The following is a 19,693-nucleotide window of genomic DNA, read 5'->3' on the forward strand; positions in this document are numbered from 1 at the left end:
GGATCAGAGGGCCTTCGGTGCGGGCAGGTCGGGGTAGAGCAGTTCGAGACCGCCCGACAGCGCCGCCCTGACGGCGCGGCTCCGGTCGCCGACGACGACTTCCAGCGCCCGCTGCTCGATGCCGTCCAGGGCCAGGCCCGCCACCCATGCGGGGTCCACCTTGTCTTCGGGGGCGACGTAGTCGGCCATCTCCGTGTCCATGTAGCCGACGTGGAGCGCGGTGACGTCGATCCCGGAGGGCGCGAGCTCCCGCCGTACGACGTTGGTCATGGCCAGCTCGGCGGCCTTGGCCGCACTGTAGCCGCCGTATCCCGGCAGGTGGATCCAGGACAGGATGGACAGGACGTTGAGGAGGGCCCCGCCGCCGTTGGCGGCGATCACGGGTGCGAAGGCCCGGGTGACGCCCAGGGAGCCGAAGAAGTGGGTCTCCATCTCCAGGCGGATGTCCGCCATGTCCCCGTCGGCCAGTCCCACGTGGGTGCTGATCCCCGCGTTGTTGATCACGAGGGTGGCGTCGGCGGCGGCCCGGGCCGCCCTGGCGACCGATTCGGGGTCGGTGATGTCCAGCCGGAGCGGTTCGACGCCCGGCAGGTCGAGGGCGTCGGGGTTGCGGACGCCCGCGTAGACCTTGGCGGCGCCCCGGTCCAGCAGCTGGGTGGCCAGGTGGCGGCCGAGGCCGCGGCCGGCTCCGGTCACGACGGCGACGGAGTTCTTGATGTCCATGGGGGCGCTCGTTCCGTTGTGCTGGGTAGGTATCTCCAATCTAGGTCAGCTGAATTTAGAAAAGCAACTCAGCTGGAAAACCTCTTGCACGCGGGCCGTGGCTCCCGTTGGCTGGGCGGCGTGATCGAACTGCGCACCGAACGCCTGCTCCTCCGCCGCTGGCACGACCGCGACCTCGCGCCCTGGGCGGCGATGAACGCCGACCCCGAGGTGCGCGAGCACCTGGGGGAGCCGCTGACCCGGGAGCAGAGCGACGCCTCCGTGGCCCGGTTCCTGGCCGAGTTCGACGAGCGCGGCTACGGCTGGTGGGCCGTCGAGGTGCTGGCCGGCGGGGAGTTCGCCGGCTTCGCGGGGCTGGACCGGGTGGACGACGGCCTGCCCTTCACCGGAGTGGAGATCGGCTGGCGCCTGGCCCGTGGGGCGTGGGGCAAGGGCTACGCCACCGAGGCCGCCCGGGCCGTCCTGGCCTTCGGCTTCGGCACTCTCGGGCTTTCCGAGATCCTCGCGGTGACCACCGCCGGGAACCTCCGTTCCCAGGCCGTCATGGACCGTATCGGCATGACCCGCGACCTCGCGGGCGACTTCGACGACCCCACTGCCCCCGCGGGGCCGCTGCGCCCCAACGTGCTGTACCGGATCGCCGCCGGCGCGCCCGGCGCGGCCTAGCATGGCCGCCGTGAGGCGGCGCGGAGCCCAAGGCCCGCCGCGGACGCTGGACGACCGATGACGAGGTGGCGACGGTTCGAGTCCCCGGGAGCGGGGAAGCCCGAGTACCGGGAGATCCGCCAGGAGGGGATCCGCTGCTTCCTGCGCTGGGGCCAGGTCGGCGGGAGGGGCAAGGGGAGCACCTCGACGCTGAACGACGAGGAGCACGCCCGGCGCCATGCCGCGCGCAAGATCGGCGAGTGGCTGCGCAAGGGCTTCACTGAGGTCGACCCGCCGCACGACGAGGCCGGACCCGACCCGGAGGCGAAGGTCCTCGACGTGCTCCGGGCGGGCGCCCGGCCGCACGCCCCGGCCTCGGAGTACCTGCCGGTCGAGGGCTTCGAGGAGGTGTACCGCCACGTGATCGCGCCCGGCCGGCCGGGGGGATTCCACGAGTACGTGGTCCTGCGCGACGACGGGCGCAGCGCCGTCCGCTTCACGGTACGGGCCGACCGGAGCGACGCGGCGGCGGTGTCCGCCTTCCTGGGCTTCGTGTCCACCCGTCGTGACCTGCCCTTCGACGGGAGCTCGCACCACAAGGTGCCCCTGCCGGAGCCGGTCGGGGCGTTCACCCACGCACTGCTGTGCGCGCCGGCGCTCGGACAGGGCTGCGTCGCGTACCCCGCCATCGCCGACCGCGTCGCCGCGGCCTTCCCGGTCTTCGAGTGCGAGATCGGCGACGCGGATCCCGAGGTCCTGGTCGACGCGCGGATCCACGGGCACGGCTCGCTGCCCCGCGCCGACTGGGCCCGGGCGCCGCGGCCGGTCGTCGATCTCCGTTTCGACTTCCGGCCCTCCCCTTACCGGGGGACGCGGACGTTCAAGGTCTTCGGCACGGCCGATCTCGAGGCCCTCATGGCGGCCCTGCCGGGTGCGGACCCCGCGAGCCGGCTGGACGTGCGCTCGTTCCGGGGAGAGATCCGCAGCCTCACACCCGCCGAGGTCCCGTCCCTCGCCGAGATGAGGTCCTTCCTGCAGGGCTGATGCGGCTTCGAGTGGTGACCTCGCCCGCCTGCGCAACACTGGGAACCGGAGGACCGGAACGTGATGGGACGGTCATGGGCACTGGGGCATCGCGAGGACACGGCGAAGAGGGCGAGGAGCCGGCCGGACGCAGCGCGGCGCGGTTGGTGATCGACGCCCACGGCACCGTCGTCGCGTGGAGCCCGGGGGCAGAGCGGCTCCTCGGCCACCTCGCGGGCGACGTGCTCGGCCGGCCGGTGTTGGACCTGCTCGCCCCGGACCCCGGCACCGGTCCCGGCGGCGACGGCACCGGCACCGGGTACGGATGCGTCCTCCTGAGGCACCGCGACGGCACCGTGGTGGCCTGCCGGCCGGCCCTGCGGACCGTATGCGACGACGGGACGGGCCCGCGCCTGACCGTCGACCTGCTCACCGCGGCGGTGGGGCTCACCCCGGACATCGACCGCGCCCTCCTGGAGGCCCTGTTCACGCGCTCGCCCATCGGCCTGTTCGTGCTGGACCCGCAGCTCAGGCTGATGCGCTTCAACCCGGCGGCGGAGGGCATGCAGGACCACCGGTCGCAGCTCGCCCTGGGGCGGCGGCCCACCGAGGCCTGGCCCGACTTCAGCGCGGAGCTCGCCGAGCGGGTGATGGGCCGGGTGCTCAGGACGGGCGAGGCCGCGATCTCGTTCGAGAAGCACGGCCGTCCGCCCGGCGACCCCGGCCGCGAACACGTCTACTCGGCGTCCGCCTTCCGGCTCGAGGCGGAGGACGGCCGCATCCTCGGCGTGGCCGACGCCGTGGTCGACGTCACCGAGCGCCACCTCGCCCAAAAGCGCCTGGCCCTGATGGCCGAGGCCGGCCGGACGATCGGCACCACCCTGGACCCGATCCGCACGGCGCAGGAACTGGCCGAGGTGGCCGTACCCGGGGTCGCCGACTGCGTGAACGTGGATCTGCTGGCCCCCCTCCTCGGCGGCGAGGACATGGCGGCGGGCCCCGTGGAGGACGACACCGGGCTGCGGCGCGTCGCGACCTCCGCCCGTTGCGGCCACACCGGCCCGTACACCACGGGAGCCGTGGGCACCCACCTGGCGCGAACGCCCGCCCTGCAGGTGCTGGCCGACCACGAGCCGCGCCTGGTTCCGCGGCTCGCCGAGGACGGCGCCTGGATCCGGGACGACCCCGTGCGGGGCGGCAGGATGCTGGAGGAGCGGGTGCACTCCCTGATGGTGGTGCCGCTGCTCGTCCGCGACTGCGTGCTGGGCCTGGTCACCTTCCACCGGTGGGACCCGGGCCTCGGGCCCTTCGGCGACGGTGACCTCTCGCTCGCCGTCGACCTCGCCGGTCGCGGCGCCATGGCCTTGGACAACGCCCACCGCTACGTGCGCGAGCGCAACGCGGTCCTCACCCTGCAGCGCGGCATGCTGCCCCAGCGGCTGCCCACGCCCAGCGCCGTGGAGTGGGCCCACCACCTGGTGCGTTCCGGTGCCGGCGGCGACTGGACGGAGGCCATCCCGCTGCCCGGTGCGCGGGTCGCCCTCGTCAGCGGCAGCACCCCCGGCCGCGGCATGCGCACCGCGGCCACCATGGGCCGGCTGCGGGCGGCCGTGCACACCCTGGCCAACCTGGACCAGGCGCCGGACGAGGTCCTCGCCCGCCTGGACGACCTGGTGCGCAACCTCGCCGACGAGCACGCGGGAGAGGGCTCCGGTTCCCCGGTGGGCGCCACCTGCCTCTACCTCGTCTACGACCCCGTGACCCGGCTGAGCACCATGGCCTCGGCCGGGCATCCGCCGCCGAGCGTCGTCCACCCCGACCACACCGTGTTGACCCCGCAGGCCCCCGAGGGCGAGCCCCTCGGCCGCCCCGGGCCGCCGTTCGGGATGGCGACCCTGGAACTGCCCGAGGGGTCCATGCTGGTGCTCCGCACCCCCGGGCTCCTGCAGAGCCGGCCGGAGGGGACCGGGCAGGCGGAGTTCGAACGGCTGCTGGCCACGCCCTGCGAGTCCCCGCAGGACATGAGCCTGCTGCTCACCGAGGCCCTGGTCCCCGCGGACCCGGACCGCGACGCCTCCGTGCTGGTGGCCCGCCCCCGTCCCCTCGGCTCCGACCGCGTCGTGACGTGGGACCTGCCCTGCGACCCCGCCGCGGTGGCCACCGCCCGTACGCTGGCGACGCGTCAGCTCTGTGCGTGGGCCCTGCAGGAGGAGTGCTTCGCCACCGAACTGATCGTCAGCGAGCTGGTCACCAACGCCATCCGGTACGCGGCACCTCCCATCCAGCTGCGGCTCATCCGTGACCGCGCATTGACCTGCGAGGTCTCCGACACCAGCAGCGCCGCCCCCTTCCTGCGGCACGCCCGCACCACCGACGAGGGCGGCCGCGGCCTGCTGCTGGTCTCCCAGTTCGCGGAGCGCTGGGGCACCCGCTACCGGGAGCGGGGCAAGACCATCTGGACCGAGCAGACGATCACCGTCTAGTACTCCAGCCGTAGATCGTGATCTTCATGTCTTGGCGTTCACCGGTGGTGCGGTTGCGGCGGATCAAAAGCCGGTGGCTGCCGGGCCGTGCTTCGGCCAGGTCGATGACGGCCCAGTCGTAGAAGCGGTGCCCTTTGACGCCGGCCCCGGCCGACAGCTTCTGCCAGGCCCGCTTCGGCACCTTCGCAACCAGAGCATCCACGCGGAACTTCCCCGCACCGGTGGTGACTTCGGCCGAGCAGGCGACGGCAAGCACGTAGCTGGTGCCGCGTTCTTCCAGCGCGGACCGCAGCTTCGGGTTGCCGCCGAAGACCTCGTCCCCCGCGACCCAGCCCACGCGGTGCCCGGCGTCGAGGAACCGGCCGATCATGCGGGCAGCCAGTTCCGGCTTGGTCGCGAAGACGGTGTCCTCGCCCAGGCCGGCGGCCCGGCAGCGGTCCGGATCGCTTGTCCACGAGCGCGGGATGTACAGCTCGCGGTCCACCGCCGCGTGCCCGTGGCGGCCCGCGTAGACGAGGTAGACCGCGACCTGCGCGTTTTCGATCCTTCCGGCGGTGCCGGTGTACTGGCGCTGGACACCGACGGTGTGCATGCCCTTTTTCCCATCCCCGGTCTCATCGACCACCAGCACGTAGGCGGTCGGCATCCCACCTCGCCCGGTCAAGCAAGTGCTGCATGCCGTCCGGACTCGCCTCCCCTGCCCACTCGGCGATCGACCAGCAGTTCTTGCGCGGCAGATTCGACAGCGGCCCCAGCACCAAGTCCCGTACTCGGCACCGGGGTTCAACCCGCGCGAACCGGCCCGCTATCTGCCCCATCAGGGCCTCGAACGCCTCCTGGAAGCAATTTCTTGGAGAGTCCACACACCTCACCAAGATCACGCGGTGGCCGTCCTGTTCCCGCGACGAACGACGAGATCACGGAGTCCTGCTGGTACTGGGGCCCTGGCCCGATGGATCCCGAGTCGAAGATTGCCGGAAACCGGCAATGCGCAGCGGTCCGCCGCGCATGCATGCTGATGTCTGCCAGCAGAAACGGGGGCGTCAGTGGAAGCAACCACAACCCGCAGCGTGGCGCGTGCACGCATGGGATCGGGCCTGGCGGTGACCGTCCTTCTGCTGCCTTTCGGCGGCTACGGGCTGGCCAGGGCGGGGGTGGTCCCCGAAGGCGCACCGATCGTGATCGGCCTACTGTCCATGATCGCCAGCTCCGTCCTGCTACCAGCACTGTGCGAGGAGCGAGCCCCGTTCCGGCACTCGTCGTCGCACCTGACTGCGCACACCTTGACCGGCGAACGGTCCGTCGACCTCAACCGGATCACCACCGTCCGGCTGCTGACGACCTTCTCGTACGGCAGCACGTACCGGACCCTGTTGGTGCGCGACGCCCACGGAGTGCGCCTGGGCATCACGACCGAGAGAAGCCGCAGGAAGCTGCGCCGAGCGATCGAGAAGGCGGACGCGAACGCCGCGCAAGGTGTCCCCAGGCCGCACGTGAGCCGTGCGGCCGGGGCACATCTGGGCCTTGCCCCCGGGCGAGGGCTCGTCGTCCACACGACTCTCGCCTTTCTGCTTCTGACGGTGTCCGGAAGCCTGTACGTGGTTGCTGTACTCCGACTCGGCGGGCAGTAATCTCCGCAATGAGTGATGAGCACCAACGGCGACTACCACGACGGCTCAACTCGTGATCACGATCTACAGCTGGAGTACTACGCGTCCAGGGGTCGTGGACGCGCGGACTCCATGGTGCCGTGCCGGTGCTGAATTCTCGTGACCGGTGGAACGGACGGCACCGGGAACCGGGAAAATCTCCGGATATTGCGGCCATGTTTTTTTGCACGTGCCTTCAGCCGTGTTCCCCCGGATCTGAACAGTGCCGTGCCGACCAGGGAGTTCGTCCATGGATTCCTTCATCGGCGCCGCCTATCAAGCACAAGGAACGGCCTCTTTGACGGGCCGGTGAAGCGGGTTTAGCTTTTCTGCGAATCGGTATTCGCGGCGGTTTCCGCGGAGTCGGAGGCCGGGAAGGCAGGGCAGGCATGAGCGCTCTGGAGGACCCAACGGACGAGCACCTGGAGATCACCCCGCCCAAGACCTGGGCGACCGGTCTCCCCGCGGTCGCGCACGCACTGCAGTACTCGCTGGGCCAGACCTCGCCCCGCCGGACCATGCTGACCCTGCTGAACATCAACCAGCCCAAGGGCATCGACTGCCCCGGCTGCGCCTGGCCCGAGGCGGCGCCGGGCAAGCGGCACATGAACGAGTACTGCGAGAACGGCGCCAAGCACATCAACGACGAGGCGACGTCGCACCGCGTACGGCGCGAGTTCTTCGAGCAGTACACCGTCGACGAACTGGGCCGCAAGTCCGACTACTGGCTCAACCAGCAGGGCAGGCTGACCGAACCGATGGTCAAGCGGCCGGGCGCGGAGCACTACGAGCCCATCTCCTGGGACGACGCCATCGCGCTGATGGCCGGGGAACTCCAGGCCCTGGACTCCCCGGACCAGGCCCTGTTCTACACCTCCGGCCGGGTGGGGAACGAGGCCGCCTTCCTCCTCCAGCTCTTCGCCCGCGCCTACGGCACCAACAACCTGCCGGACTGCAGCAACATGTGCCACGAGTCCAGCGGCGCCGCGATGACGGAGACCCTCGGCGTCGGCAAGGGCACCGTCAGCCTGGACGACATCCACGAGGCCGACCTGATCTTCGTCGTCGGCCAGAACCCCGGCACCAACCACCCGCGCATGCTGTCCGCACTGGAGGAGACCAAGCGGAACGGCGGAAGCGTCGTCGCCGTCAACACCCTGCCCGAGGCCGGGCTGATGCGCTTCAAGCACCCGCAGAAGGCACGCGGCGTCGTCGGGCGCGGCACGGTCATCGCCGACCAGTTCCTCCACATCCGTGCGGGCGGCGACCTCGCCCTCTTCCAGGCCCTGAACCTGCTGCTCCTGGAGGCCGAGGACGCCGCTCCCGGTACGGTCCTGGACCACGACTTCATCCGCGAACACAGTACGGGCTTCCAGGAGTTCGCCGAGCAGGCGCGCAAGACGTCGTGGGACGACGTGCTGACGGCCACCGGCCTGACGCGCGAGGAGATAGAGCAGGTCCACGAGCGCGTCCTGGCCGCCAAGAGCGTCATCGTCTGCTGGGCCATGGGCGTCACGCAGCAGAAGCACGGTGTGCCGACCATCCGCGAGATCGTCAACTTCCTGATGCTGCGCGGCAACCTGGGCAGGCCCGGCGCCGGGGCGTGCCCGGTGCGCGGCCACAGCAACGTCCAGGGCGACCGCACCATGGGCATCTGGGAGAAGATGCCGCAGAGTTTCCTCGACGCCCTGGGACGGGAGTTCGGCTTCACGCCTCCCGCCAGGCACGGCCACGACTCCGTCAACGCCATCCGTGCCATGCGCGACGGTGAGGCGAAGTTCTTCCTCGGGGTGGCGGGCAACTTCATCCGGGCCACGCCCGACAGCGATGTCACCGAGCAGGCGATGCGCCGCTGCCGCCTGACGGCGCACATCTCCACCAAGCTCAACCGTTCGCACACCGTGTGCGGTGACACCGCTCTGATCCTGCCCACCCTGGGCCGCAGCGACCGGGACATGCAGGCGGGCGGCGAGCAGTTCGTCACCGTCGAGGACTCCATGAGCATGGTGCACGCCTCCCGCGGCAAGCTGGCGCCCGCCTCCCCCGACCTGCTGAGCGAGGTGGCGATCATCAGCCGGCTGGCCCGGGCCACCCTCGGCGGGACCCCGGAGATCGGCTGGGAGGAGTTCGAGGCCGACTACGGCACCGTCCGGGACCGGATCTCCCGGGTCGTGCCGGGGTTCGAGGACTTCAACCGGCGCGTCGCCGAACCGGGCGGATTCCAACTGCCCAACCCGGTGAACGCGATGACCTTCCGGACGCCGAGCGGCAAGGCCGTCTTCACCCGCAACGACTTCGAGATGCCGCTCGCTCCCGAGGGCCACCTCATCCTGCAGTCCCTGCGGTCGCACGACCAGTGGAACACCATCCCGTACGCCATGGACGACCGCTACCGCGGCATCCGGGGAGGCCGCCGGGTCGTCATGGTCAACCCCGAGGACATCGAGGCCCTGGGGCTCACCGAGACGCGGATGGTGGACCTGGTGAGCGTCTGGACCGACGGCAGCGAGCGCCGGGCGGAGTCCTTCCGCCTGGTGCCCTACCCCACCTCCCGCGGGTCGGCCGCCGCGTACTACCCGGAGACCAACGTCCTGGTCCCGCTGGACAGCGTCGCGGACGTCAGCAACTGCCCCACCTCCAAGGCCGTCGTCGTACGACTGGAGGCGGCGGCATGGGCCGGGTGACCACGCGGCGGCGGGTGCTGCGGATCCGGGACGGGGTGCCCGGGCACCGCTCGGACACGCTGGCCGCCGAGGAACCGATGGAGATCCGCGTCGGCGGCCGCGCGCTGACGATCACCATGCGCACCCCGGGCAGCGACTTCGACCTCGCGGTGGGCTTCCTCGTCAGCGAGGGCGTCGTCCACGGACCGGACGAGGTGCTGGGCATCCGCTACTGCGCCGGCGCCACGGCCGACGACGGCAACACCTACAACATCGTCGACGTCGTCCTCGCGCCTGGTGTGCGGCTCCCGGACGTCTCCCTGGAGCGCAACTTCTACACCACCTCCTCCTGCGGTCTGTGCGGCAAGGCGAGTCTGGACGCGGTGCGGACCACTCAGCACTGGAGCGTGGCGGGCGACGACACGGAGATCGACTCCGAGGTGCTCTTCACCCTCCCCGACCGGCTGCGGGCGGCGCAGCGGGTCTTCGACAGCACGGGCGGGCTGCACGCGGCCGGGCTGTTCACGACGGACGGCGAGATGCTGTGCCTGCGTGAGGATGTGGGCCGCCACAACGCCGTCGACAAGGTGGTCGGCCACGCCCTGCAGGAGGGGCTGCTGCCGCTGCGGGGCACCGTGCTCATGGTCAGCGGGCGGGCGTCCTTCGAACTCGTGCAGAAGGCTGCCATGGCGGGTATCCCGGTGCTGGCCGCGGTGTCCGCGCCGTCCTCCCTCGCCGTGGACCTGGCGGCCGAGACGGGGATGACCCTGGTGGGCTTCCTGCGCGGCCGCTCGGCCAACGTGTACACCGGCGCCGAGCGGTTGCGCGCGGGCGAGCCCGTCGCCTGACGCGGGGCGGTGGGCGCGCTCCGCACGGGCGCGCCCGCCGTTCCGCGCGCGGACCGCATCCACGACTCGCCCCGCACGGCACCCACCGGTTCACTGGGAGGAGGAGCGCGCCGGGTACGTCACGCAGGTGGGCGCCGTCGGTCCTTCGGGAGCGACTTGGTATACAGCTCGGAACCGGCAACAACTCCGACGCGTATCCCGGCCGGCGGAATCGTGAGAGGTGCTCAGCCGTGCTCTTCCGGCAGCTCGAATACCTGGTGGCCTTGGCGCAGGAGGGGCACTTCGCCCGTGCCGCGCAGAGCTGCGGGGTCTCCCAGCCCTCGTTGTCCGAGGGCATCCGCAAGCTGGAGGAGGAGATGCGCGTCCCGCTGATCCAGCGGGGCCGGCGGTTCGACGGCCTCACCGCCGAGGGCGAGCGCGTCGTGGTGTGGGCGCGGCAGATCCTGGCCGACCGGGACGCCATGGAGGGCGAGGTCGCCGCCATGCGCACCGGGCTGAGCGGCCGTATCCGCATCGGGGTCGTGCCCAGCGCCGCCACCGCCGTGCCGCGCCTGGTCGACCCGCTCTGCACGCGGCACCCGCTGCTCACCGCACACATCGTCAACGACCTGACGTCGAGCGACATCCTCACGATGCTCAGGGACTTCACCCTCGACGCCGCCGTCACCTACCTGGACGACGAGGTGCGCGCCGCCTTCCGCACCGTGCCGCTGTACCGGGAGAAGTACGCGCTGCTCACCGACGCCTCGTGGGCCCCGGTCGGCGGCGCCACGGTGTCCTGGGCGGAGGCGGCGGCCCTGCCGCTGTGCCTGCTCACACCGACCATGCGGGGACGGCGCACCATGGACGCCCTCTTCGCCGCGGCCGGGGCCGAACCGGTGGCGAGGGTGGAGACCGACTCGTTCGCCTCGTTGATCGCGCACGTCGTGCCCGGCCGGTGGGCCGCGATCGCCCCTCTGGCGTGGATCCACGCCCTCGGAGTGCCGCCCGGGGTCCGGGCCGTCCCGATGGTGGCGTCCGCCCGGGCCGCCGAGATCGGGCTGGTCGCCTTCCGCCGGGATCCCGAGTCCGTGATGGTGCAGGCGCTGGTCGCCACCGCGCAGCACGCCGACTTCAAGCCGCTGGAGTCGCTTCCCCGGACGCAGTGAGACCGCTGCGCGCGGCCGGGGGTGCCGGACGGCGGCAGGCCCGCGGACGCACGTCGCCCGTGCCCCCGCGAGTCCCGGACCGCCCTGGTGCCGCCGGTCAGGTCGCCTGTCAGGACGCGGTCGCGGTCGTGCCTCCGGCGGTGCGGATCCAGACGGTGGTGTCCGCGGGCACCGTGCGGCCGTCGAGCGGGGCGCTGGCCAGCAGCACCTCGTCGCTGTCCGCGAGGGGCAGCGGATCGGGGCCGAAGTTGGCCAGGCACCGCAGCCCCGGCGCGCGGTCGAAGGTGAACCAGGAACCGTCCGCCGGCCCCTCCGGTGCCGCCATCGCGTCGGCCGGGACCGGCGCGGCGCGGCGCAGGCGCAGCGCGGCGCGGTACAGGGCGAGCATCGAGGCTGGGTCGTCCTCCTGGGCCCGTACCGTGAGGTCGCCCCAGTCGTCCGGCTGCGGGAACCAGCAGGCGTCCGGGGCGGCGGTGCTGAACCCGTACGGTGCCGACGTGCCCTCCCAGGGCAGCGGCACGCGGCAGCCGTCGCGGCCGCGCTCGCGGTGGCCGGAACGCTCCCAGAGCGGATCGCGCAGCCGGTCGTCCGGCACGTGGGCCTGCGGCAGACCCAGTTCCTCGCCCTGGTAGACGTAGGCGGCACCGGGCAGCGCGAGCATGAGCAGCGCGGCGGCCCGGGCACGGCGGCGCCCGAGCGGCCCGCCGCCGTACCGGGTGACCGGGCGGACCGCGTCGTGGCTGGACAGGACCCAGGTGACCGGCGCCCCGACGGCGCGCATCGACGCGACGGACCGCTCGATGACCGCGCGCATCTCCGCCCCGTCCCAAGAGGACTCCAGGAAGGCGAAGTTGAAGGCCTGCTGCATCTCGCCGGGACTGACGTACCGGGCCAGCCGGGCCGGTTCGAAGACGGCGGCCTCGGCCACCATCACCCGTTGCCGCGGAGGGACCGCCCCGGGCGGTGCCGGGTGGGTGTCCAGGAGCCGGCGCCAGGTGCGGAACAGCGGGTGCAGTTCCTCCTGGTCGTGGTAGGGCATCAGGTGGTTGCGCAGGATGTCCTGGTGCTGCCCGGGCCCGGCGTCGGGGAGGCCCGGCGCCTTGAACAGGGTGTGGGCGACGTCGATGCGGAAGCCGTCGACGCCGCGGTCCAGCCAGTGGCGCAGGATCCGCTCGAAGTCCGCGACGACCTCCGGGTGCCGCCAGTCGAGGTCCGGCTGCTCGGGCGCGTGCAGGTGCAGGTACCACTCGCCCGGGCCGCCGTCCTTCGCGGGGACCCGGGTCCACGCCGGGCCACCGAAGGCCGACTGCCAGTCGTTCGGGGGGAGTTCACCGTCCGCGCNGCGCCCGGGGCGGAAGAGGTAGCGGTCCCTGGCCGCGCTCCCGGGGCCGGCGGTCAGGGCTTCCCGGAACCAGGGGTGCGTGTCGGAGGTGTGGTTGGGGACGAGGTCGATCAGGACCTTCAGCCCCAGGCCGTGGGCGCGCGCGACCAGGGCGTCGAAGTCCGCTTCGGTGCCGAGGTCGGGGGCTACGGCGGTGTGGTCGGTGATGTCGTAGCCGCCGTCGGCCAGCGGGGACGGGTAGAACGGCGTGATCCACACCGCGTCGGCCCCGAGTCGGGCCACGTGGTCGAGGCGGGCGGTGGCACCGGCGAGGTCGCCGACGCCGTCCCCGTCGCCGTCGGCGAACGCGCGCGGATGGATCTCATAGCAGACGGCGTCCCGCCACCAGGGCGCGGCCGGCTCGGGACCGGTGGTGCTGCTCACGATGCTCCTCATGCTCCTGTTCGGTCCGAGGGGACTGGCAGGGTGCGGCCGGTCCGCGCGGAGCGGGTGGCCGCCTCGGCCACCGCGACCGCGGTCCGCCCGGACCGCGCGTCGGCCACCGGGGTGCCGCCCTCGGTCGCGCAGCGCAGCAGGTCGGTGAAGGCGGCCCGCACGCTCTCCGCGTACACGTGCTGCTTGCGCGCCTCGCCGCCCAGGTCGACCACGCAGGTCACCCGGTGCGGGACGCTGCGCTCGACCCCGCGGCCGCGGGCGGGCGCCGCCGGTCCCGCGTCGCGTTCCACGGTGACGGTGATCCGCTCCTCGCCGTGCGGCCGGAGCCCGGGCACGGCCAGCAGACCGGCCGCGCGCGCGGGCAGTTCCTCCCAGCGGCGGGCGCCCTGCTCGTCCGTCCAGGCCGTGACCGTCGCGTGGGCCGGGATCCAGCCGGTGACCCGGGCCTCGGCGAAGCCGTAGTCCAGGCGCATCAACTGCCGTTCGGCGCGGTGGGCGTGGGTGAAGGAGTGGGTGTGGGTCGCGACGGCGCCACCCGGGTGGGTGGCGGTGGCCACGACGATGTCGACCGGGCCGCCCTCGCGGCGGACGGCGGTGCCGTGCACCTCGACGGGCTCGCTGCCCATGAGGGCGCGTGCGGCGTCGAAGAAGTGCACACCGTGCTCGACGTGGATACCGCCGCTGCGGGCGGGGTCCCAGAACCAGTGGCCGGGGCCCAGGTCCTCGTCGGCGGCGTCGTTCTCGAAGGCGAAGCGCACCAGGGGGTCCAGCAGCCCTTCCACGCGGAGCCGCTGCAGCATCCGCAGGACGGGGTTGTAGCGCAGGACGTGGTCGACGACGAGGACCCCGGCGGAGCGCTCGGCCTCGGTCTCGACCCGCAGGGCGTCCTCCAGCGTCACGGCCAGCGGCTTCTCGCAGAAGACGTGCCGGCCCGCGCGCAGCGCCTCGACGGCGAGTTCCGCGTGGGTGGCCGGGGGAGTGGCGATCGCCACGACGTCCACACCGGGGAAACCGGCCAACGAAGCGGCGTCGGGGGCGACGGCGGCGCCGTGCCGCCGCGCGAGGGCGGCGGCACGGTCACCGTCGGGGTCGGCGCACGCGACGACGCGTACGCCGGGGAGGCCGGCCACGGCGTCCAGCAGGTAGGCGCCGAACGCACCGCAGCCGGCCAGGCCCAGACCGAGCGGAGTCACTCGGCACGGTCCAGGCGGGCGACACCGATGTGCGCGTCGGCCATGCCGTAGAAGACGTAGCGGACGCCGTCGATCTCCTCGATCGCCGTCGGGAAGACGACGTTGGGCACGGTGCCCGAGCGCTCCTCCTCCGTCTCCGGCTCCATCAGCGGCTCGTCGGTGCGGGCCAGGATCCGGGCCGGGTCCTGCGGGTCGAGGATCATCGCGCCCGCCGCGTAGCTGACCTTCTGCTGCTGGGCGAAGGGGTCGTCGATCGTGCCGGACACGCCGTGGTGGATGAGCAGCCATCCCTCCTCGACGCGGATCGGTGCCGGGCCCGCGCCGATCTTGAGCTCCTCCCAGGGGTGCTCGGACAGCGCGACCAGGCGGTGGTCACGGGGGCGGGCCAGTGCGCCGAGGTCCTTCTCGACCTCGGCGACGGGCACGTAGGAGATCCAGATGCCGGGGCGCTCGTCGGTCACGCCGGCCGGCAGGTGCACGCCCTCACCGGGGCGGAACCAGCCCAGGTCCCACATCGGCCGGTGCAGCATCGCGAAGCAGGGCTCGCCGTCCGGGCCCGGGACGGGCTCGGGGAAGTGCACCACGTCCTTGTTCGGGAAGAGGTTGAGGTCGGTGTCGAGGTCCGCCTGGTAGGCGAACTGGATCGGGCCCAGGCGCTCCCAGGTCACCAGGTCCTTCGAGACGGCCAGCGCCGGCTTGGGACCGAGCGGGCCGTAGGCGACGTACGACATGACGTGCAGCCCGAGCGCCTCGATCCACGTCGTGCGCGGGTCCTCCACGCCGGCGTTGTTCTTGCCGCGCTCCCAGCCGGCGTCGGGGGCGAGGACGACGCCGCGGCGCTCGACGCCGGTGGGCACGCCGTCCTCGATGACGACCTCGGCGAGGCCCACGCGGGAGACGTTGCCCTCCGCGACGAGGCGGGGCAGCAGGTGCAGGGTGCCGTCCGGGGTGCGGCCGGACGCGGGGTTGAGCACGCCCTCGGCCTCGTTGGCCTCGCCTGCCAGCGGGGACATCACGACGCCGACGCGGGTCAGGCGGTAGGGCACGGTGGTGGAGCCGGTGGAGCCGGTGGTGCGGTCGTTCACAGCGAGTTCAGCCCTTCGTGGCGGAATCGAGGTCGGTGGAGTTGAAGCGGCTCTGGAAGACGAGGTACAGGGCCACCGCGGGCGCGGCCAGCACGCAGGCGCCGGCGAGGATGGCGCCGAACGGGTTGGCGGCGGAGGAGGAGACGGTGCTGATGTAGTTGGCCAGCGAGACGGCCAGGGGCTGCATGTCCTGCTCCTTGGTGACCAGGAACGGCCACAGGAACTCGTTCCACGGCCCGGTGAAGCTCAGCAGCACCACGGAGGCCAGCGCCGGCTTGCACAGCGGGATCGCGATCCGGAACAGGATCTGCAGCTCGCCCGCGCCGTCGATGCGCGCGGCCTCGAACATCGCCTGCGGCAGCTGCAGGAAGAACTGCCGGAAGATGAAGACCGCACTGGTGTTGATGGCGAACGGCAGGATGATCCCGATGTAGGAGTCGGCCAGCCCGTAGTCGCGGACGATCAGCACGTACAGCGGGATCATCAGCAGCTGGAACGGGATGACCTGCACCAGCAGCACCAGCGCGAAGGTCGAGCCCTTGCCCCGGAAGTGGAGCCTGGCCAGGGCGTATCCCGCCAGCAGACCGAAGACGGTGGTGCAGACGATCACGCCGCCGGTGAAGATCCCGGAGTTGATCAGGGAACGGCCCAGCGAGATGGCCGAGTTGATCTCCGCGTAGTTGTGCAGGGAGAGGTTGCCCGGTCGCGGGAAGGCCCCGGCGGGACTGCTGTCGGGCTCGCGCTGCAGCGAGCCGACGAGCATGTAGTAGAAGGGGAAGAGGAAGGCGAAGGCCCCGGCGAGCAGCGCCAGCCGCGACAGGATCCGGCGCGCGCGGGAGTGCGCGTGCGGACCGTGCCCTGCCGGGCGGCGGCGGTGCGCCGGAGCGTGGACGTCGGTCATGTCAGTCCCTCTCCAGCACTCGGCGGTAGACGAGGGAGATGCCGGTGATCAGCACGACGAGGATCACGCCGATCGCCGCCGCCTCGTCCGGGTGGCCCTGCTGCAGACCGCGCTGGTACATCAGCAGCACCGGTGAGGTGGTCGCCCCGTCGGGTCCGCCGCCGCTGGTCAGCAGGTAGGGCTCGGTGAAGAGGTTCGCCCCGGTCACCGTCGCCAGGACCAGTACGAGCAGGGTGGCGGTGCGCACCGCCGGGACGGTGATCGACCAGAACATCCGCACCTTGCCCGCGCCGTCGAGCGCGGCGGACTCGTACAGCTCGCCGGGCACGTTCTGCAGCGCCGACAGGTAGAGCACGATGAAGAAGCCGAGCTGCTTCCAGGCGACGAACAGCGCGATGGTCGGCATCGCCAGATGCGAGTTGACCAGCCACGACGGGTCCGGTGCGAGCGGCCCGAGCGCCTTGTTGACCAGGCCGTTGGAGTTGAACAGGAACAGCCACACGCCGACGACCGCGACGCTGGCGGTGATGTACGGGACGTAGTAGGCCGTGCGGAAGAACGTGCGGGCCCGCAGCTTGGAGTTGAGGGCGGTGGCGAGCACGAGGGACGCCGCCACCGTCAGCGGCACGTTGATGACCAGGAAGACCGCGATGTTGAGGAACGACCGCCACACGTCCGGATCCGTGAGCACGGAGGTGTAGTTGGCGAACCCCACGAAGGGGCGGTCCACCTGGGCGCCGGGCGCGGCGAAGAAGTAGTCGTGGAAGGAGATCCACACCGCGAAGCCGAGCGGGTACAGGAAGATCGCGGCCAGGTACAGGATGTACGGGGAGACGAAGGCCAGGCCGATGGGCTGCCGGCCCGCGAACCGCGACCTGCGCGGCCGTGGCCCGCGGTCGGTCCGGGGGCGGGCCCCGCCCCGGGCGGACCCGGGGCGGAGGACGTCATGGTGCGTGGAGGACATGGCCGTGACTCACTGCTTCGCCAGGCCGTCGACCTTGCCCGCGGCCTCACGGAAGGCGCTCTCGACGTCGCCCTTCCCGAAGATCACGGACTTGGTGTAGGCGTCGCGGAACGTCTGCCAGATCTCGACGGAGTTCGGCACGTTCGGGGCCTCGACGGTGCGGTCGGCCTGCTCGGCGAAGGTCTTGTAGTCCGGGTGCGAGGCGAAGTAGTCGGGGTACGCGGCCGCGAGGTCCTGCCGCATCGGCATCTGGCCGGTGGCCTCCAGCAGCTTGCCGTCCTGCTCCTTGCCGGTGGCGAACTTCAGCACGTCCCAGGCCGTGCCCTTGTTCTTGCACGCGGTGAACATGCCGATCGACTTCTCGTCGCTGAAGGTGCCCTTGGCCTCGGCGCCGGTGGCGGTCGGCACCGGCACGGCGCCCCACTTGACCTTGTCGCCGTAGACGGAGACGGCCCACGGGCCGACGATCGCCATGGCGGCCTTGCCGTCGGCGAAGGAGTCACCGTTGTACTGCTCGTTGGGGGCCAGGCGGTCCGCGTACATCGTCTTCCAGAACTCGGCGGCCTTGACTCCGTCGGGCGAGGCGAACTGGGCCTTGCCGTCCTCGACGAGCTGCTTGCCGGTCTGGGCCGCGAAGAGCGGGTAGAAGTCGAACCAGGACTGGTAGAACTCGGAGGTGGGCGCCGGCCAGATGGCGGCGTGCGCACCGCCCTTCACCAGGGCGCGCGAGGTGGCGAGGAAGTCCTGGTAGGTGGAGAGCTTGGGGTGCTCGGCGTCGAGCCCGGCCTTCTTGAACAGGTCCTTGTTGTAGAAGATCATGACGGGGTTGCTCTTCCAGGGCATCTGGTAGTGCTTGCCGTCGGGCGACGCGTACTGGGAGAGCCGTTCGCCGGTACGCTCCTCGAGGTACTTCTTCCCACCCGGGAAGTCGTCCAGGGCCACCAGGCCGCCCTGCTTCTGGAAGCCGGGCACGGCCGCGGGGGCGGTGTTGAGGATCAGGCACGGGGCGTTGCCCGCCGTGATGGCTGCGCCGATGACCTCCTCGGAGCTCTTGCCCGCGGGTATCTCCTGCGCCTTCACCTTCTCGTCGGGGTGGGCGGCGTTCCAGGACGCGACCATGCTCTTGCCCCAGGCGACCTCCTGGGCGTTGTTGGAGTACCAGACCGTGATCGGGCCGTGGGCGTCGCCGCCCGCGGCGGAGTCCGACCCGCCGCTGCCGCACGCTGCGAGCGGCACGGTCAGGGCGACGGCGGAAAGGACGGTCAGGACGGTTTTCTTCATTGCGGTGGCTCCGTGTTCTCAAGGGGGTGGGAAGCGGCCGTTCCGGGGCGTCGTCCTGCCTCGGTGACGGCCCTCCGGGGAGCGGAGAACGTCGTGGGCGCGACGGGCGCGCGTCAGGGTGTGGTGGTCAGGGGCGGGCGGGGGCCGGGCCCGTGGAATCGCGCACCATGAGTGCGGCCGGGTCCAGTTCCACGTGCGGGGTGGTGCCGTGCTCGATGGTCTCGATGAGGGCACGGGTGGCGGCCCGGCCCCAGTTGGCGGCGTCGGCGCGGCAGGTGGTCAGCGAGGGCCGGGTCCAGGAGGCCAGCGGTACGTCGTCGAAGCCGACCACCGACAGGTCGTCGGGCATCCGCAGGCCGGCCTCCTGCGCCACGGCCATGCCCGCGGTCGCGGAGAGGTCGTTGGCGTACACGATGGCGGCGGGCCGGTCGCCCCGCGTGATCAGCGCCCGCGTCGCGAGCGCGCCGCCCTCGGCGGTGAAGCCGCCCGGCAGAACCGGGCCCTGGGGCAGGCCCGCCTCCGCGAGCGCGTCCTGCCAGGCGCTGAGCCGCCGCTGGGCGTGCAGGTACTCCTCGGGGCCCGCGACATAGGCGATGCGGCGGTGGCCGAGTCCGACGAGGTGGCGGACGGCGCCCGCGACCACCGGACGGTCGTCCAGGTTGACCGTGGCGATCCCCTCGACACCCTCGTCGGCGCCGACGGCCACCGCGGGCAGGCCGAGTTCCCGCAGCAGCTCCGGGCGCGGGTCGCCCACCCGCAGGTCGGTGAGGAAGACCCCGTCCACACGCTGGTCGTCCACCAGGCGGCGGTAGGTGTCCATCTCGTTGCGGGGGCTCGTCACGTGCAGCATGAGGCCGTCGCCCGACTCGGATATGACCGACTCGATGCCCGCCATGAAGGCGGGGAAGAAGGGGTCGGTGCCGATCAGGTCGGGTTCGCGGGTCAGGACCAGGCCAACGGCCCTGGCACGCCCGGTCGACAGCGCACGGGCGCTGCGGCTCGGCGTCCAGCCCAGCTGCCCGGCCGCCGCGCGCACCCGTTCCTGGGTCGCGGCGGCCACGCCGGGGCGGTCGTTGAGGACGAAGGAGACCGTCGCCCGGGACACACCCGCCAGTTGGGCGACATCGGCGATCGTGGGGCGTCGGGCCATGCGGACTCTCCGTGTACGGCGGCGGAAGGGGGCCACATCCGCAGCCGCAGGTTCCGTCGACCGGCGTGCCCCCGTGGGGGCACGCCGTCCGGCGGCACCTTTGGCGCCGGAGGCAGCACGTTCTGGCACTCGCATACCGGGGCAACCAACGCGAAAGGAT

General features: G+C 72.1%; 15 protein-coding genes and 1 pseudogene. 7 read left to right on the top strand and 9 right to left on the bottom strand.

Features of this window, described 5'->3' with window-relative positions; genetic code table 11:
- Positions 1–3: 3 nt before the first annotated feature.
- Positions 4–723: an SDR family oxidoreductase gene (locus B085_RS0137995; protein WP_018563833.1), complete on the bottom strand. Its 720-nt coding sequence runs from the start codon at positions 721–723 to the stop codon at positions 4–6.
- Positions 724–843: 120 nt separating this feature from the next.
- Between B085_RS0137995 and B085_RS0138000 the strand changes: the two genes are divergently transcribed.
- The 3 genes from B085_RS0138000 (at position 844) to B085_RS0138010 (ending at position 4,874) form a co-directional block, all read left to right on the top strand.
- Positions 844–1,389: a GNAT family N-acetyltransferase gene (locus B085_RS0138000; protein WP_026251869.1), complete on the top strand. Its 546-nt coding sequence runs from the start codon at positions 844–846 to the stop codon at positions 1,387–1,389.
- Positions 1,390–1,446: 57 nt separating this feature from the next.
- A complete protein-coding gene (locus B085_RS0138005) occupies positions 1,447–2,412 on the top strand; it encodes a WGR domain-containing protein (RefSeq protein WP_018563835.1) in 966 nt (321 codons plus the stop codon).
- Between the two features lie 74 nt (positions 2,413–2,486).
- The gene (locus B085_RS0138010; protein ID WP_063741130.1) at positions 2,487–4,874 is read left to right on the top strand and encodes a SpoIIE family protein phosphatase; all 2,388 of its coding nucleotides are present in this window, start codon (positions 2,487–2,489) and stop codon (positions 4,872–4,874) included.
- Between the two features lie 34 nt (positions 4,875–4,908).
- Here B085_RS0138010 and B085_RS45075 read toward each other — a convergent pair.
- Positions 4,909–5,692, bottom strand: a pseudogene (locus tag B085_RS45075) (IS701 family transposase); the annotation flags it as partial.
- 252 nt (positions 5,693–5,944) lie between these two features.
- On the opposite strand from B085_RS45075, the gene B085_RS0138020 reads away from it, so the two are divergent.
- The 4 genes from B085_RS0138020 (at position 5,945) to B085_RS0138035 (ending at position 11,182) form a co-directional block, all read left to right on the top strand.
- Positions 5,945–6,505: a hypothetical protein gene (locus B085_RS0138020; protein ID WP_234018740.1), complete on the top strand. Its 561-nt coding sequence runs from the start codon at positions 5,945–5,947 to the stop codon at positions 6,503–6,505.
- 407 nt (positions 6,506–6,912) lie between these two features.
- Complete coding sequence (locus tag B085_RS0138025) at positions 6,913–9,207, top strand: FdhF/YdeP family oxidoreductase (RefSeq protein WP_018563839.1); 2,295 nt, start codon at positions 6,913–6,915, stop codon at positions 9,205–9,207.
- Complete coding sequence (fdhD, locus tag B085_RS0138030; protein ID WP_018563840.1) at positions 9,195–10,034, top strand: formate dehydrogenase accessory sulfurtransferase FdhD; 840 nt, start codon at positions 9,195–9,197, stop codon at positions 10,032–10,034. Before B085_RS0138025 ends, fdhD begins: the two co-directional genes overlap by 13 nt.
- Positions 10,035–10,264: 230 nt before the next feature.
- Complete coding sequence (locus B085_RS0138035; protein ID WP_018563841.1) at positions 10,265–11,182, top strand: LysR family transcriptional regulator; 918 nt, start codon at positions 10,265–10,267, stop codon at positions 11,180–11,182.
- A 109-nt stretch (positions 11,183–11,291) separates the two neighbouring features.
- Here the strand turns inward: B085_RS0138035 and B085_RS0138040 are convergent, their stop codons facing one another.
- The 7 genes from B085_RS0138040 to B085_RS0138070 form a co-directional block, all read right to left on the bottom strand.
- Positions 11,292–12,959 (bottom strand): glycoside hydrolase family 13 protein, encoded by a 1,668-nt coding sequence (locus B085_RS0138040; protein ID WP_018563842.1) that lies wholly within the window; start codon positions 12,957–12,959, stop codon positions 11,292–11,294.
- The gene (locus tag B085_RS0138045; RefSeq protein ID WP_018563843.1) at positions 12,956–14,152 is read right to left on the bottom strand and encodes a Gfo/Idh/MocA family protein; all 1,197 of its coding nucleotides are present in this window, start codon (positions 14,150–14,152) and stop codon (positions 12,956–12,958) included. The genes B085_RS0138040 and B085_RS0138045 overlap by 4 nt, the downstream gene beginning before the upstream one ends.
- A complete protein-coding gene (locus B085_RS0138050) occupies positions 14,149–15,165 on the bottom strand; it encodes a glycosidase (protein ID WP_051102270.1) in 1,017 nt (338 codons plus the stop codon). Before B085_RS0138050 ends, B085_RS0138045 begins: the two co-directional genes overlap by 4 nt.
- A 79-nt stretch (positions 15,166–15,244) precedes the next feature.
- Positions 15,245–16,138 (bottom strand): carbohydrate ABC transporter permease, encoded by an 894-nt coding sequence (locus tag B085_RS0138055; protein WP_018563845.1) that lies wholly within the window; start codon positions 16,136–16,138, stop codon positions 15,245–15,247.
- 1 nt (position 16,139) lies between these two features.
- Positions 16,140–17,102: a carbohydrate ABC transporter permease gene (locus tag B085_RS0138060; RefSeq protein WP_018563846.1), complete on the bottom strand. Its 963-nt coding sequence runs from the start codon at positions 17,100–17,102 to the stop codon at positions 16,140–16,142.
- Between the two features lie 9 nt (positions 17,103–17,111).
- Positions 17,112–18,383 (bottom strand): extracellular solute-binding protein, encoded by a 1,272-nt coding sequence (locus tag B085_RS0138065; protein WP_018563847.1) that lies wholly within the window; start codon positions 18,381–18,383, stop codon positions 17,112–17,114.
- Between the two features lie 127 nt (positions 18,384–18,510).
- Positions 18,511–19,533, bottom strand: a complete 1,023-nt coding sequence (locus B085_RS0138070) for a LacI family DNA-binding transcriptional regulator (RefSeq protein WP_018563848.1) — start codon at positions 19,531–19,533, stop codon at positions 18,511–18,513.
- Positions 19,534–19,693: the final 160 nt, after the last annotated feature.

The sequence above is a fragment of the Streptomyces sp. BoleA5 genome (assembly GCF_000373665.1).
Lineage (GTDB): Bacteria > Actinomycetota > Actinomycetes > Streptomycetales > Streptomycetaceae > Actinacidiphila.

Coding starts and splice junctions, on each gene's coding strand:
- B085_RS0137995 (WP_018563833.1), bottom strand. CDS start 723: ATGGACATCAAGAACTCCGTCGCCGTCGTGACCGGAGCCGGCCGCGGC.
- B085_RS0138005 (WP_018563835.1), top strand. CDS start 1,447: ATGACGAGGTGGCGACGGTTCGAGTCCCCGGGAGCGGGGAAGCCCGAG.
- B085_RS0138010 (WP_063741130.1), top strand. CDS start 2,487: ATGGGCACTGGGGCATCGCGAGGACACGGCGAAGAGGGCGAGGAGCCG.
- B085_RS0138025 (WP_018563839.1), top strand. CDS start 6,913: ATGAGCGCTCTGGAGGACCCAACGGACGAGCACCTGGAGATCACCCCG.
- fdhD (WP_018563840.1), top strand. CDS start 9,195: ATGGGCCGGGTGACCACGCGGCGGCGGGTGCTGCGGATCCGGGACGGG.
- B085_RS0138050 (WP_051102270.1), bottom strand. CDS start 15,165: ATGTCCCCGCTGGCAGGCGAGGCCAACGAGGCCGAGGGCGTGCTCAAC.
- B085_RS0138055 (WP_018563845.1), bottom strand. CDS start 16,138: ATGACCGACGTCCACGCTCCGGCGCACCGCCGCCGCCCGGCAGGGCAC.
- B085_RS0138060 (WP_018563846.1), bottom strand. CDS start 17,102: ATGTCCTCCACGCACCATGACGTCCTCCGCCCCGGGTCCGCCCGGGGC.
- B085_RS0138065 (WP_018563847.1), bottom strand. CDS start 18,383: ATGAAGAAAACCGTCCTGACCGTCCTTTCCGCCGTCGCCCTGACCGTG.
- B085_RS0138070 (WP_018563848.1), bottom strand. CDS start 19,533: ATGGCCCGACGCCCCACGATCGCCGATGTCGCCCAACTGGCGGGTGTG.